16 protein-coding genes are annotated in these 13,945 nt (G+C 64.4%); 11 read left to right on the forward strand and 5 right to left on the reverse strand.

Annotation, left to right across the window (positions count from 1 at the left end; genetic code table 11):
* Position 1: 1 nt before the first annotated feature.
* From IB267_RS10305 to tam, 4 genes are all read left to right on the forward strand, one after another.
* A complete protein-coding gene (locus IB267_RS10305) occupies positions 2–685 on the forward strand; it encodes a YoaK family protein (protein ID WP_134886146.1) in 684 nt (227 codons plus the stop codon).
* A 106-nt stretch (positions 686–791) separates the two neighbouring features.
* On the forward strand, positions 792–1,352 hold the full coding sequence (locus IB267_RS10310; RefSeq protein WP_192447507.1) for a phosphatase: 561 nt from the start codon (positions 792–794) through the stop codon (positions 1,350–1,352).
* Between the two features lie 190 nt (positions 1,353–1,542).
* Positions 1,543–2,205: a haloacid dehalogenase type II gene (locus IB267_RS10315; RefSeq protein WP_034789254.1), complete on the forward strand. Its 663-nt coding sequence runs from the start codon at positions 1,543–1,545 to the stop codon at positions 2,203–2,205.
* 11 nt (positions 2,206–2,216) lie between these two features.
* Positions 2,217–2,990 (forward strand): trans-aconitate 2-methyltransferase, encoded by a 774-nt coding sequence (gene tam, locus IB267_RS10320; protein ID WP_192447508.1) that lies wholly within the window; start codon positions 2,217–2,219, stop codon positions 2,988–2,990.
* A gap of 21 nt (positions 2,991–3,011) precedes the next feature.
* Here the strand turns inward: tam and IB267_RS10325 are convergent, their stop codons facing one another.
* Positions 3,012–3,905, reverse strand: coding sequence for a LysR family transcriptional regulator (locus IB267_RS10325; RefSeq protein WP_192447509.1), 894 nt, complete (start codon positions 3,903–3,905; stop codon positions 3,012–3,014).
* Positions 3,906–4,043: 138 nt separating this feature from the next.
* Here IB267_RS10325 and IB267_RS10330 point away from each other — a divergent pair, with 138 nt between their 5' ends.
* From IB267_RS10330 to IB267_RS10340, 3 genes are all read left to right on the forward strand, one after another.
* A complete protein-coding gene (locus IB267_RS10330) occupies positions 4,044–5,225 on the forward strand; it encodes an MFS transporter (RefSeq protein WP_192447510.1) in 1,182 nt (393 codons plus the stop codon).
* Between the two features lie 104 nt (positions 5,226–5,329).
* Positions 5,330–6,166: an aldo/keto reductase gene (locus tag IB267_RS10335; protein ID WP_192447511.1), complete on the forward strand. Its 837-nt coding sequence runs from the start codon at positions 5,330–5,332 to the stop codon at positions 6,164–6,166.
* 142 nt (positions 6,167–6,308) lie between these two features.
* Positions 6,309–7,469, forward strand: a complete 1,161-nt coding sequence (locus IB267_RS10340) for an MFS transporter (RefSeq protein ID WP_192447512.1) — start codon at positions 6,309–6,311, stop codon at positions 7,467–7,469.
* Here IB267_RS10340 and IB267_RS10345 read toward each other — a convergent pair.
* A complete protein-coding gene (locus IB267_RS10345) occupies positions 7,466–8,377 on the reverse strand; it encodes a LysR family transcriptional regulator (protein ID WP_192447513.1) in 912 nt (303 codons plus the stop codon). The two genes, IB267_RS10340 and IB267_RS10345, sit on opposite strands and share 4 nt — an antisense overlap.
* Before the next feature lie 108 nt (positions 8,378–8,485).
* On the opposite strand from IB267_RS10345, the gene wrbA reads away from it, so the two are divergent.
* Positions 8,486–9,118 carry an NAD(P)H:quinone oxidoreductase gene (gene wrbA / locus IB267_RS10350; protein ID WP_192447514.1) on the forward strand — a complete coding sequence of 211 codons (633 nt, stop codon included), beginning with the start codon at positions 8,486–8,488 and terminating at the stop codon, positions 9,116–9,118.
* Positions 9,118–10,320 (forward strand): CynX/NimT family MFS transporter, encoded by a 1,203-nt coding sequence (locus tag IB267_RS10355; RefSeq protein ID WP_210335820.1) that lies wholly within the window; start codon positions 9,118–9,120, stop codon positions 10,318–10,320. The genes wrbA and IB267_RS10355 overlap by 1 nt, the downstream gene beginning before the upstream one ends.
* A 73-nt stretch (positions 10,321–10,393) precedes the next feature.
* Here IB267_RS10355 and IB267_RS10360 read toward each other — a convergent pair whose 3' ends face one another.
* Complete coding sequence (locus tag IB267_RS10360) at positions 10,394–10,786, reverse strand: hypothetical protein (RefSeq protein ID WP_034789243.1); 393 nt, start codon at positions 10,784–10,786, stop codon at positions 10,394–10,396.
* Between the two features lie 250 nt (positions 10,787–11,036).
* Between IB267_RS10360 and IB267_RS10365 the strand changes: the two genes are divergently transcribed.
* Positions 11,037–12,611: a helicase HerA-like C-terminal domain-containing protein gene (locus tag IB267_RS10365; protein ID WP_192447515.1), complete on the forward strand. Its 1,575-nt coding sequence runs from the start codon at positions 11,037–11,039 to the stop codon at positions 12,609–12,611.
* A gap of 149 nt (positions 12,612–12,760) precedes the next feature.
* Here IB267_RS10365 and IB267_RS10370 read toward each other — a convergent pair whose 3' ends face one another.
* A complete protein-coding gene (locus IB267_RS10370) occupies positions 12,761–13,003 on the reverse strand; it encodes a hypothetical protein (RefSeq protein WP_192447516.1) in 243 nt (80 codons plus the stop codon).
* A gap of 147 nt (positions 13,004–13,150) precedes the next feature.
* On the opposite strand from IB267_RS10370, the gene IB267_RS10375 reads away from it, so the two are divergent.
* Positions 13,151–13,438: a DUF1236 domain-containing protein gene (locus tag IB267_RS10375; RefSeq protein ID WP_192447517.1), complete on the forward strand. Its 288-nt coding sequence runs from the start codon at positions 13,151–13,153 to the stop codon at positions 13,436–13,438.
* A gap of 79 nt (positions 13,439–13,517) precedes the next feature.
* On the opposite strand, the gene IB267_RS10380 is transcribed toward IB267_RS10375, so the two are convergent.
* Positions 13,518–13,940 (reverse strand): organic hydroperoxide resistance protein, encoded by a 423-nt coding sequence (locus IB267_RS10380; protein WP_192447518.1) that lies wholly within the window; start codon positions 13,938–13,940, stop codon positions 13,518–13,520.
* Positions 13,941–13,945: the final 5 nt, after the last annotated feature.

Below are 13,945 nucleotides of genomic sequence, written 5' to 3' on the forward strand. Positions count from 1 at the left end.
GATGACCATTGCGAGACGGCGAAGACTGATCAAGCGGCAGCGCACCGGCACGGCGCTGGCCGTCGCCGCGACGATCTCGTTTCTCGCCGGGATGACCGACGCGATCGGGCTCTTGAGCATCGGCGACTTCGTTTCGTTCATGAGCGGCAACACGACGCGGGCGGCGATCGCGCTCGGCGACGGCGACCTCACCGGCGCCCTGCTGCTCGTCGGCGCGCTTGGAGCGTTCATCATCGGCAACGCGCTCGGCGTGATTGCGGCCGCACGCCTCGGCGTCGTCGGCGTCCTCTCGATGGTCAGTTTGGTGCTAATGCTCTGCGCCGGCTTCGGAACCTCGATGCCAAAGCCCTTCTATTTCTACGGCATCGTGCTTGCCATGGGCCTGGTCAATGCCGCCGTCGAGCACATCGAGGGCCTGCCGATCGGGCTCACCTACGTGACTGGTGCCCTTTCCCGTTTCGGGCGCGGCCTGGGCCGCTGGCTGCTCGGCAACACCAACCGCCAATGGCTCATGCAGATCGTGCCGTGGCTTGGCATGTTCTCTGGCGCTGTCGCCGGCGCCGTCCTGCAGCGCCATTTCGGCCCGGCGTCTCTTTGGGCTTCCTTCGCGCTTAGCGCCGGGCTCACGCTGGCCACCATTCTGGTGCCGTCGCGCTGGTCGAAGCGCTACATCCATCCGGGCTGATCCCGCTCCGGCCACAGCTTTTCGCCTCTCGCCAAGTTTTTACCCTTAAGCCCGGACGGGTTTCAGGGCAAAATCCGCGCTGAAGAATCACGAGCGAGGTCCTGCCATGGCGCTTGCGGCAGCCGTTACTGCGGATGAACTTTACCATCCCATCCTCAATTCCAATCCGGCGCATCCGTCCGGCTGGCCGATCCGGGTCATCGTCAGCTCGCAGACCGAAGCGCGGCACAATCGCGCGATCTGGGCGCCGACGCACCTGATCTCCATCCGTGCGCCCGGCAGCCGGCTTCTGTCGATGATCGAGCTGCCGCCGGAAAAGCACCTGGAACTGTTTTTCGGCGACACGACCGATCCAGACGAGCCGGATGCGGCACGCCCGCAGGCGATCGACGCCGCCTTCGCTTTCGTCGACCGTCTGCCCGAGGACGCGCATCTGCTCATCCATTGCCTGCGCGGCATCGGCCGCGCGACGGCGCTGACGCTCGGAATTCTGGCGCGCTACATGCCGCCGGAAGACGCGGCCGCAGCCCTGCATGCGTTGCGACCGGAGGCCAAGCCGAACCGGCATGTGGTCAACCTTTGCGACACGGCGCTCGGGCTCAAGGGCAAACTCGCCAAGCAGGCGCTGCGCTTCCCGGCGAAAGTCTGGAAACCGGCCAAAGCCTGAGGCAGGAAGCCTGCCTTCGATCGGCCAACCGTTGTGCGATGCACAAATATTTGACATGATCCGCGTAAAGAACGGTGACAGCGTGCTGCCCGATCGGGCATGATGCTGTAAGCCTTTGTTTTTGGATGGGCTTTGACGCGGCATATGTGCCCTGTCGGCCAGCGCCGAAGACAACAGACGGGAGGAAACGATGTCCCACGCGGCCTATGTGTTTGACGCCTACGGCACGCTCTTCGACGTGCATGCGGCCGTCAGGCGCCACGCTGAGGAGATCGGTCCGGACGGGCAGGCTTTTTCCGAACTCTGGCGCGCCAAGCAACTCGAATATTCTTGGGTACGCTCGCTGATGGGCAGCTACCAGGATTTCTGGAAGCTGACCGAACAGGCGCTCGACTTTGCCTTCGCGCGCTTTCCCTCCGCCGACCCGAAGCTGCGCAAGCGGTTGCTGGACGCTTACTGGACGCTCGATTGCTATCCGGAAGTGCCGGCAGTTCTGAAAGGCCTCAAGGAGCGCGGGGCGCGGATCGCCATCCTCTCCAACGGTTCGCCGGCCATGCTCGCGTCAGCCGTGCGCAACGCCGCACTCGATATCGTCATCGACGACGTCTTTTCGGTCGACGCGGTCAAGGCGTTCAAGACGGCGCCTGCCGTCTACGATCTCGTCACCACCAGCTACAGGCTCTACCCGCACGCCGTGTCGTTCCAGTCGTCTAACCGCTGGGACATTGCCGGGGCAACGAAGTTCGGCTTCCGCACCGTGTGGATCAATAGGGCGGACATGCCGGACGAATATCGCGATCACGGGCCTGCCTTGATCCTGCCCTCTCTCGAAAGTCTGCAATTCGGTATCTGAAGGAGTTCCCGATGGCCTGGTCGCCCGCGCAGTATCTGAAGTTCGAAGACGAACGTACTCGACCAGCCAGAGACCTTCTCGCCCAAGTGCCCGACCTGCCGGAAGGCCTCGCCTTCGATCTCGGCTGCGGCCCGGGAAACTCCACCGAACTCATCCGCGACCGGTTTCCCTGGAGCACACTTTCAGGCCTCGACAGCGACGAGAACATGCTCGTTGCCGCCGCCAAGCGATTGCCCGGAGTATCCTTCGAAAAGGCGGATCTTGCGACCTGGGTTCCCCCCACCGGCGCCTCGCTGTTTTACGGCAACGCCGTCTTCCAATGGCTTCCGAACCATCTCACGATCTTCGAAAGGCTGATGAAGGCGCTCGCCTCCTGCGGCACGCTCGCGGTGCAGATGCCGGACAATCTCGCAGAGCCGAGCCACGTGCTGATGGAAGAGACCGCGCGCAGCCCGGCTTTCGCTGAGGCCTTTGCCGGCAAGACCATCCGCCGCAACCCGATGCCGCCGCCGGCAACCTATGTCGAATGCCTGGCGCCATGGGCCGCGCGTATCGAGGTTTGGCACACGATCTACTATCATCGCCTCGCCAATGCGGAGGCGATCGTCGAATGGGTGAAAGGGACCGGCCTTAGACCCTATCTCGACGCCCTGCCCGAGGGCCGGCGGAGCGGCTTTCTCGCCGACTACACCGGCAGGATACGCGCAGCCTATCCGGCGACGAGCGACGGCAAGGTGCTCCTGCGTTTTCCGCGGTTCTTCATCCTGGCGGTCAAGGCGGCCTGACTTCGTCTGCTCACCAAGCGCTTACATGCGCTCGGCGAGAAAATCGATGAAGGCGCGGATGCGGGCCGCGAGATGCTCGTGGCCGGCATAGACGGCGTAGACCGTCTCGATATCACCCGACTGATAGTCCTCGAGCAGCGGAACCAGCGTTCCGGCCCCGAAATCCGGCTCGACATGAAACCGGCCGATCCGGCCGATGCCGACCCCGGCAAGGCAGAGCTGTCGGACGATCGAGCCGCTCGAAACCTGCATATTGCCGGAGACCGTTCGGTGCGCGACCTGAGACTGACCGGGCATGCGAAACGCCCATTCGTCGACGCTTCGGCGGAAATTGAAACGAATGCAGTTGTGGCCGTCGAGATCGTCAGGGGTTTTCGGGATCCCGTGCTTTTCCAGGTAGGCGGGCGAGGCGATCACCACCGGCCGGGTTTCCATCAGCTTGCGCGCCTTCAGGGATGAATCACGCAGCGGTCCGGTGCGGATCGCCACGTCCGTGCGTTCGCCCACCACATCGATCATGCTATCGGTCAGCGTCAGGTCGAGCTGGACTTCCGGGTATCGCGCCAGGAACTCCGGCGCGAGCGGCATGATGTAGCGCTCGCCGAAACCGACGGCGGCGTTCACCCGCAAGAGCCCGCGCGGCGCCATGCGTCCGCCGGCGGCAACGACATGCTCGGTCTCGGCAATATCTCCGAGGATCCGTTGCGCCCGCTGGAAATAGACTTCGCCCTCCGGTGTGAGCTGCAAGGTGCGGGTCGAGCGCACGAGAAGACGCGTGCCGAGCCGATCCTCGATGCGGGTCACCAGCTTGCTGACCGCCGACGGCGACAGTTTCAGACGACGCGCCGCAGCAGAAAAGCTGCGGGTCTCCGACACGGCGACAAAAACCTCCATCTCACCCGCCCGGTTGTCCATGCTCGTCCTTTGAACTAAATTCACAAACGTTTGTCTGATTATGCGTATTATCGCGATGAGTGCAAAGGCTCATATTCCGCCCGACTTCAACAACAGCCATACGCCCGGTGCTCCCAGCCGGGTGGGAAAGGTCTCGTCGTGCCCATTGCCATACTTGCGCTGACGATCGCGGCCTATGCGATCGGAACCACGGAATTCGTGATCGTCGGCCTGCTGCCGACTGTCGCCACCGACCTCAATGTCACCCTGCCGCTCGCCGGCCTGATCGTCAGCGTCTATGCGCTCGGCGTCACCTTCGGCGCGCCGGTGCTGACCGCCCTCACCGGGCGGATCGAGCGAAAGCCGCTGCTGATCGGCCTGATGGCGCTGTTCATCGTCGGCAATGCCGCCGCCGCATTGTCGCCGAGCTATGAACCGCTGCTCGTCGCCCGCGTCATTTCCGCCTTTGCCCATGGCGTATTCTTCTCGGTCGGTTCGACCATTGCCGCCGCCCTGGTACCGGAAGACCGCCGCGCCTCGGCCATTGCTATGATGTTCATGGGCCTCACGGTCGCGATCGTCACCGGCGTGCCGCTCGGCACCTGGATCGGCCAGACCTTCGGCTGGCGCGCCACCTTCTGGGCCGTGACCGGTCTCGGCGTCGTCGCTCTTGTCGCGATCGCGGCCCTGTTGCCGAACACGCTCTCCAAGGCCCCGCCGGCAAAGCTCATCGACCAGGTCCGCGTGCTCGGCTCCGGCCGCCTGCTGATCGTCTTTGCCATGACCGCGCTCGGTTACGGCGGCACCTTCGTCGCCTTCACGTTCCTCGCGCCGATCCTGCAGGACATCACCGGCTTTTCGGAAAGCGCCGTCAGCCTGATCCTGGTGCTCTACGGGATCGCGATCGCCATCGGCAACATTGCCGGCGGCAAGATCGCCAACCGCGACCCGGTGAAGGCGCTGATCGGCCTCTTCCTGGCGCAGGCGGCCGTGCTCGTGCTCTTCACCTTTACCGCCCCCTCGCCGGTGCTGACGCTGGTGACGCTTGCAGCCCTCGGCTTCCTGTCCTTTGCCAATGTACCCGGCTTGCAGCTCTATGTCGTACAGCTTGCCAAGCAACACCGTCCCGGAGCCGTCGATGTCGCCTCGGCGCTCAACATCGCGGCCTTCAACCTCGGCATCGCCGTCGGTGCCTGGCTCGGTGGCGTGATCGTCGCCTCGCCGCTCGGCCTCGGCATGACGCCCGTCATCGGTGCCCTGCTCGTCGCCGCAGCCCTGCTTTTGACGCTACTTAGCGGCGCCCTTGATCGTCGCACCGGGGCGGCCTACCAAACGGCTTGAACCGCCGTTCCCGAGGACCACCTATAGCCTCATTCCTTTTTCGCCCGGCCAAGCGGCCGGGCGCGCATCAAGCATGACATGCCAAGTACAAGGAGTTACCAACCATGCATTCCGTCAATTCCAACGGCGCCAACATTCCGGCGCTCGGCTTCGGCACTTTCCGCATGCCCGGCGCCGATGTGCTGCGCGTTCTGCCGGAAGCCTTGAAGCTCGGCTTCCACCACGTGGACACCGCACAGATCTACGGCAACGAGGCCGAAGTCGGCGAAGCGATCCAGAATTCCGGTGTCTCCCGTGCCGATATCTTCCTCACCACCAAGGTCTGGGTCGACAAATATGCCCATCGCGACTTCCTCGCTTCGGTCGACGAAAGCCTGAAGAAGCTGAGGACCGACCATGTCGATCTGCTGCTCCTGCACTGGCCGGGCGGCAGCGACGTGCCGATGGCCGAGCGCATCGGCGCCCTCAATGACGTGCACAAGGCCGGCAAGGTCCGCCATATCGGCATCAGCAACTTCAACACGGCGCAGATGGAAGAGGCCGTGAAGCTCAGCGACGCGCCTGTTGCCACCAACCAGGTCGAGTACCACCCCTATCTCGACCAGACCAAGGTGCTCCAGACCGCCCGCAAGCACGGCATGTCGATCACCGCCTATTACGCGATGGCGAACGGCAAGGTGCCGAACGATCCGCTCCTGAAGGAGATCGGCGCCCGCCACGGCAAGACCGCCGCGCAAGTCGCGCTGCGCTGGCTGGTGCAGCAGAAGGACGTGATCACGCTTTCGAAGACCGCGACGATCGATCGCCTGAAGGAAAACTTCGCGATCTTCGACTTCGCGCTCGGCGACGGCGAAATGGCAGAGATCCACGCGCTTGCGCGTGCGGACGGCCGCATCGTCAACCCAGAAGGCCTCGCGCCCGCCTGGGACAAGGCCGCCTGATCTTAGGTTGGGCGGGATGCGGATGGAAACCGCATCCACTTTTCCTCATCCCGCTCGGTCATTTCACTGCCGGCCAATTCCCTGCCGGCGGCGGATACGATATGGACATCGCCTCTAGGACACGGATCGTAGGGAGGGGGCGATGTCGTTGCATGAGGCGCAGGCGAGCGATTTTGCTCCCGACTGGCCGGCGATCATCGCCGTCGTTCTCGGTGTCACCGCCTTCTCGGTGGCGCAGGGGCTCACCTATCCGCTGATCTCGCTTTCGCTTGAGAGCCGCGGCGTTTCGGCCGGCATGATCGGCCTCAATGCCATGGGCTTTGCCGCCGGTCTCGGTGTTGCGACGCTTATTCTCGGCCGGCTGACGCGGCTCGCCTCGGCCGACAAGCTGATCATCGCCAGCCTCATCGGCTGTTCCATCTGTCTCGCGACACTTGCCTCGACGTCGGAACTCGTCATCTGGTTTATCGCCCGCTTTGCCCTCGGTTTCTTCGTCAGCATGGTCTTCATGCTTGGTGAAGCGTGGCTGAACATCGCCTGCCCGGACCGGCTGCGCGGCCGCGTCTCCGGCCTCTATGGCGCCGGCATGTGCGGCGGCTTTGCCGCGGGTCCGCTGGCGATCCCGTTGCTCGGCACCAGCGGCGGTCTCGGCTTTGCCCTCTTGGCGATCTATATCGCACTCGTCGCCTTCCTCACGGGGCTGCTGACCATGGGCGCCCGCACCCGGCCGGAACCCACCTCGACGCGTGACCTCTTTGCCTTTTTCAAGAAGGCGCCAATCCTGATCCTCATGGTGCTGATGTTCGGTTTTGCCGATATCGCGGCGATCTCGGCCATGCCTGTCTATTTCGTCAAGACGGGCCACAGCCAGGCATTTGCCGCGCTCAGCGTCACGGCGCTGGCGATACCGACGGCACTCGCGCAGCCTTTCATCGGTGTGCTTCTCGACCGGCTGCCGCGCCGCCGGGTGGCGATCTCGGCTGCCGCGGTCGCTGCCACCGGCTATCTTCTCGTGCCGTTCCTCTCGTCCGACGTGGCGCTGCTTCTGACCTTCGCCTTCATCGGCGCGGCGAGCTTCGCGCTCTATACGGCAGCACTCACCATGCTCGGGGAAGAGTATCGCGGCAGCATGCTGGTTGCCGGCAGTGCCGCCTTTTCGCTCGCCTATGCCGCCGGCAGTGCCGCTGGCTCCGGCGCGACCGGCGCGCTGATGAACTTTATCAACCCGATCGCTGGCCCGATCGGCGTGGGCGTCGTGCTGGTGGTCTTCACGCTTGCCTTCGCGCTCAACGGCCGACGCTAGCCCTCCGCGCAGATCCGGGCGAGAGCCTCGTTGAAGACGCGGGCGGCCGGCCCGAGCGGCTCGTCGATCCGGTGAACGAGATAGGCCTCGGCCCCCACCTGGCTGTTGCGGCCGAGGGCGGCCGTCGGCATGCGCACGAGCCGGCCATCGGCAAGGTCGCGCTCCACCTGCCAGAACGGCAACCGACCCCAGCCCAGGCCCGAACGGATCATCGCATGTTTCGTGTCCTGGCTGCTGACGCGGCAGGTTTGCGGCGAGAGCACGCCGAAGTCGCGCCCGACCGTACGATGCGACGGATCCGACAGGACGATCTGCAGATGGTCCGCAAGCTCGGCAGTGTCGAGCGCATCTCCCCCTGCGCGCAGGCCCAAGGGATGATTTGCAGCGACGACCGCGACGAGTTCGACCGTCGCAAGCGCCCGGCGGGCGATCGCCGGATCGCGGAAATCCTCGCCGACGGTGATGCCGAGCGTGAAGCGGCGATCGACCAGGCCATCGACCGGCCCGCCGAGCGGCAGGACCGCAAGCCGGATGGACACATCCGGATAGGCGCCCCGCATCTCCTTCAGCGCCAGGCCGACGGTCTCGATCGGAAACAGCGTATCGACGACCAGGGAAAGCTCAAGCTCGATGCCTTCGCCGAGCCCGCGTGCCCGGGCGCGCATGGCGTCCACTCTGAGCAGGATGTCGCGGGCGTTGGCGAGCAGCGCCTGCCCTTCCGCCGTCAGGACCGGCCGATGGCCGGAACGGTCGAACAGGGCGACACCGAGTTCGGCCTCCATGTTGGCGATGGCGTGGCTGACGGCCGACTGCACCCGTGAGAGCCTGGCGGCACCGGCCCGGAAGCTTCCGCTTTCGGCGACGGTCACGAAGGTCCGCATCTGATCGAGAGTGAGCGCATCCAGCATGATCGATTCCATAGATCATCTTGATGAAAATTATATCACTCCAAGAGATCAAGAAAAGCACCCATCTTTTCTGTGAACGGCAATGCCGCCCACAAAAAGGAAACCGAAATGACCAAGGTGCTCGTGCTCTACTATTCCTCCTACGGCCACATCGAGACCATGGCGAAGGCCGTCGACGAGGGTGCGCGCACCGCCGGCGCCACCGTCGCGCTCAAGCGCGTGCCGGAAATCGTCCCGGAAGCCGTGGCCGTCAAGGCCGGCTACAAGCGCAACCACGATGCGCCGGTGGCAACTGTCGCCGAACTGCCCGACTATGACGCGATCATCATCGGCACGCCGACGCGGTTCGGCAACATGGCCGCCCAGATGAAGAACTTTCTCGACCAGGCGGGTGGGATCTGGGCGCGCGATGCCCTGGTCGGGCGTATCGGCAGCGTTTTTACCTCGACCGGAAGCCAGCATGGCGGCCAGGAATCGACGATACTCGCCACGCATACCGTACTGCTGCATCTCGGAATGGTGATCACCGGCCTTCCCTACAGCTTCAAAGGCCAGATGCGCATGGACGAAATCACCGGCGGATCACCCTATGGCGCCTCGACGCTGGCCGACGACGGCAATGGCGGCGACCGGCAGCCGAGCGCCAACGAACTGGAAGGCGCACGCTTCCAGGGGCGCCACGTGGCGGAACTGGCGGCAGCGCTGGTTGCCGGACGCACCCGCGTTGCGGAGATCGCCTGATGGCCATGGCCGCAGCCTTTGTTCGCGAAAGAACCGATTGGTCGGGCGTGATGACCGTTGTTGCGGCCGGCGTGGTCGCGGCGATGCAGGTGGGCAAGGGGCTGATTGCCGGCCCGCTGCTTCAGTCCGATCTTGAGCTCAACCTGCCTGCCCTCGGCTGGATCACCTCCGTCTTCGCCATCGTTGGCGTCGTCGGGGGCATGGCAGCCGGCGCGTTCGTCACAGCTGCCGGCGACCGGCGCCTGCTTGGCATCGGCATGGCACTGCTGGCGTTCGGTTCCTTTGCCGGCGCGGCGAGCCCAGCATTCACGCTGCTTCTACTGTCGCGCATCATCGAGGGCTTCGGCTTTCTGCTTGTCGTCGTCGCCGGCCCCGCCATCCTCATGCGGCTGGTGACGCAGGAGCGCCGCGATGTCGTCTTTGCGCTCTGGAGCTGTTTCATGCCCGCGGGCATGGCGATCGCCATGCTGACGGGGCCCGCCTTTGCCGACTGGCAGGCGATCTGGTGGAGCAACGGCTTGCTCACGCTTGCGAGCCTCGCCTCCATCTTCCTCGCCGTTTCGCCGTCCCGGCAAGCATCGCGTGTCACCACCCGCTTCAGGGACGATGCCGCGGAAACGCTGACGAGCCGCGGCCCCGTGCTGCTCTTCGTGCTATTCTCGCTCTACAGCCTGATGAGCTTCACGCTTTCGAGCTTTCTGCCGATCCTGCTGATCGAGCGCCTGCAGGTCTCGCTTGGAACCGTTGGCCTCCTGAGCGCCGTCATCACGCTGGTGAACGTCTTCGGCAATCTGGCCGCCGGCCATCTTCTGTCCCGCGGTTTCGCCCGCGGCAGGCTGGTCGCGAGCGCCGCACTCTTGACCGGCGTCTCCGGCCTTTGGATTTTCCTGAGCCCGTCAGGCGGACATCTGATTCTGGTGCTCTGCATCCTGTTTTCCGCGATCGGCGGGCTCATCCCAGCGACGCTGATCTCTTCGGTGCCGCTCCTGTCGCCGCGTCCGGCGCTTGCGCCAATGGCGATGGGCCTGCTGATGCAGGGCAGCAACTTCGGGCAGCTCATCGGCCCTGTTGCGGTCGGAACCGCAATCGAACACTACGGATGGGCTTCAGGGGCGGTCTTCATCGGCGCCGGCGCCGTTCTTTGCATCGCGCTGGCGCCCACACTCGAACGGACGCTACGGGAAAGCAGACCCGAACGCTGACACCAGCGGCAGTCAACAAAAAACCCACCGGCAGATGCCGGTGGGTTTTGTTTTTGCAGTCGAGACGCCCGTATCAGACGAACTGGCTGAGACCCGGAACCGAAGCGACGACTTCGTCGACCACGTCGGCGCCAGCCTTCTCCTTGGCGAATGCGATGGTTTCCTTGGCAAGCCCGGTGATTTCACCCATGCCGAGGCCCTGGCTCATCAGCTGCTGGCCAAGCGCCATGACGCCGCCGCCACCGATCGCCGACATCAGACCGCCGAGCAGTCCGCCGCCGCCGGTGCCTTCGCCGTTGTACTGCGCGATCAGCTCGGACGCGCCCGGGATCGCTTCGATCATCTGGGCAACCGGACCGTCGGCGGCTTCGCGCTGCAGGAAGCCGAGAATCATGCCGACAGCCTTTTCGGCCGTTGCCGGCTCGATGCCGACATTTTCAGCAACGCGCGTGACCAGTTCATTCATGGAGAAACTCCCTCATTTTGGATTTTTGACGTTGACGTCAAGGTAAATGATCGCTCATCAAATAACAAGCCGTGAGCCGTGACTATCGACCCGTCGATATCGCCGCTTTCCGGTCGCGGATGGGCACAGCCTTGTTGCCGGGCGCAACCGCACCACCTATAACAGAAATCCAGGCACAATTCGATGACGGCGCGCCCCTGCGACACTGCGAACCGCCCGCTTTCATTGATGAAACGGAGATGAAGCCCACATGTTGGAAGAAGGCAAGCTCTTTATCGGCACCAGCCGCAAGCCTGATGATTCGATCAACAAGGGCGAGTACCTGGAGCTCAAGTTCGGCAACCGCCACGGCCTGGTCACCGGCGCCACCGGCACCGGCAAGACGATCACCCTGCAGGTGCTCGCCGAAGGCTTTTCCAACGCCGGCGTCCCGGTCTTCTGCGCCGACGTCAAGGGCGACCTCTCCGGCATCGGCGCGATCGGCGAGGCCAAGGATTTCATCTTGAAGCGTGCCGAACAGATCGGCCTGCCGACAAACCCGTACGAGTTTCAGGAATTCCCGGTCATCTTCTGGGATCTCTACGGCGAAAAGGGCCACCGCGTCCGCACCACCATGTCGGAGATGGGCCCGCTGCTGCTGTCGCGGCTGATGAATGCGACCGACGCGCAGGAAGGCGTGCTCAACATCGCCTTCAAGATCGCCGACGAGGGCGGACTGCCGCTGCTCGACCTCAAGGATCTGCAGGCGCTGCTCAACTACATGGGCGACAATGCCAGCGCGCTCTCCAACCAGTTCGGTTTCATCTCCAAGTCCTCGGTGGGCTCGATCCAGCGGGAGCTGCTGATCCTCGAACAGCAGGGTGCCGAACATTTCTTCGGCGAGCCGGCGTTGAAGATTTCCGACATCATGCGCACCACCAATGACGGTCGCGGCGCGATCTCGGTGCTTGCCGCCGACAAGCTGATGATGAACCCGCGGCTCTACGCCACCTTCCTGCTCTGGCTGCTGTCGGAACTGTTCGAGGAACTGCCGGAAGTAGGCGACCCGGACAAGCCGAAGCTCGTGTTCTTCTTCGACGAGGCGCACCTGCTCTTCAACGACGCGCCGAAGGCACTGATCGAGCGCGTCGAACAGGTCGTGCGCCTGATCCGCTCCAAGGGCGTCGGTGTCTATTTCGTCACCCAGAACCCGCTCGACGTGCCGGACACGGTTCTCGGCCAGCTCGGCAACCGCGTCCAGCATGCCTTGCGCGCCTACACGCCGCGCGACCAGAAGGCGGTGAAGACCGCCGCCGACACCTTCCGCCCGAACCCGGATTTCGACTGCGCCACGGTGATCACCAATCTCGGCACCGGTGAGGCTCTCGTCTCCACGCTCGAAGGCAAGGGCGCACCCTCGATGGTCGAGCGCACGCTGGTGCGCCCGCCGCAGTCGCGCGTCGGCCCGCTGACCGAGGCCGAGCGAAAGAAGGTCATGGACGTCAGCCCGGTCCGCGGTCTTTACGACGAGGATTTCGACCGTGAATCGGCCTACGAGATCCTGGCAGCACGCGCCAAGAAGGCGTCCGACGCGCAGGCCGAAGCCCAGGCTCAGGCAGGTCAGCAGACGAGCGAGGCGAGCACCGGCGGCAGCCGCTGGACGCTGCCGGGCTTTGGCGACGACGATCAGCCGGCACCGGCCGGCAAGCAGGCGCGTCCGCGCAGCTCCGGCTACCAACGTGAGACGGTCGTCGAAGCGGCAATGAAATCGGTCGCCCGCACGGTCGCGACCCAGGTTGGCCGCGCCCTGGTGCGCGGCATCCTCGGCAGCCTCAGCCGGCGCTAACCAAGGCCGGCCGACGCGGCCCATCCATTCCCACGCGCCCTGACCCCATCAGGGCGCGTCGTCGCACCGAATTTCTGAAGAAAGCTTAAGTCCAACGCGGGGTGCCGGAACGGCGCGGTGACATTACCCGACGGCCTGCCGTGCCGCCATCAATGCCGCGTCTTGGGGACGGTGACTGCGCTCAGGCGACGCCCGCTCACCGCGACGGCGGCGCGCTGTGTGGCGGCGTATTCGTCCGTCAGCTCCAGTAGAACCAGAGCGATCTCGTCCCAATGCCACCCTGCCCGCTCGGCGAGATCCGTCAGCAGTTCGAACTCCTCGCGCAACGCGGCTGCGCATTCGAGCTCGCGCTGGGCGAGTGTGCAGGTTCTGGTTTTCGGCCTGGCGATCATCCTATTTTACCTCCTGCTCATCAACGCCCAGCCGGACCATAGGTTCCAGCAACGCCCAGCCGAAGCCTCGGTTCGAGCACCGCCCAACACCGTGGAAGGGGAACCAATCGGTCGCCGGGCCGTTGGCTAGGGACAGGAGGTACTGTCATGAAGAAAATCATCCTAGCCAGTTTTGTAGCGAGCCTTGCCTTTTCCGGCGTCGCCCTGGCTCAGACCACGACGGTCGTCGTTCCCGGCGAGGTCAAAACCTACGTCCTTCAGCAAACCAGCCCATCGGTGACCTATGACGGCACCGTCGTGGTGGGCGAGCCCCTGCCCGACACGGTCGAGGTCTACCCGATCCCGCAGCAGCCAACCTACGGCTATGTGGTCGTCAACCAGCAAAGGGTGCTGGTCGACCCGCAAAGCAGGCGGGTCATCGAGGTTCTACAGTAGACCGGCACGAAGCGTGCCGGAAATAGAAGAAACCCGGCGGAGGCCGCCGGGTTTCTTTCAATAGGGTATCTGAGGAAACTCAGGCGACGGTGAGCTTCACGTCGATGTTGCCCTTGGTCGCATGGCTGTAGGGGCAAACGATATGCGCCTTCTGGACGAGATCTTCGAGCACGGCCTTGTCGACGCCCGGCGAAGAGATTTCGAGTGCGGCGTCGATGCCGAAGCCGGTGCCATCTTCGCGCGGACCGATGCCGACGGTTCCCGTCACCGTGGTGTCTTCCGGAAGTTTCACTTTCTCCTTGCCGGCCACGAATTTCAGCGCGCCGAGGAAGCAGGCCGAGTAGCCGGCTGCAAAAAGCTGCTCGGGATTGGTGCCGCGGGCGCCGTCGCCGCCGAGTTCCTTCGGAACGGTGAGCGTGATGTCGAGCACGCCGTCGGCGCTCTTGGCCTGGCCAGCGCGGCCACCGGTTGCGGACGCTGTGGTGCGGTAAAGAATGGGCATTGGCG

Origin of the sequence: Ensifer sp. ENS09, assembly GCF_014852425.1 — a bacterium.
Taxonomy (GTDB): domain Bacteria; phylum Pseudomonadota; class Alphaproteobacteria; order Rhizobiales; family Rhizobiaceae; genus Ensifer.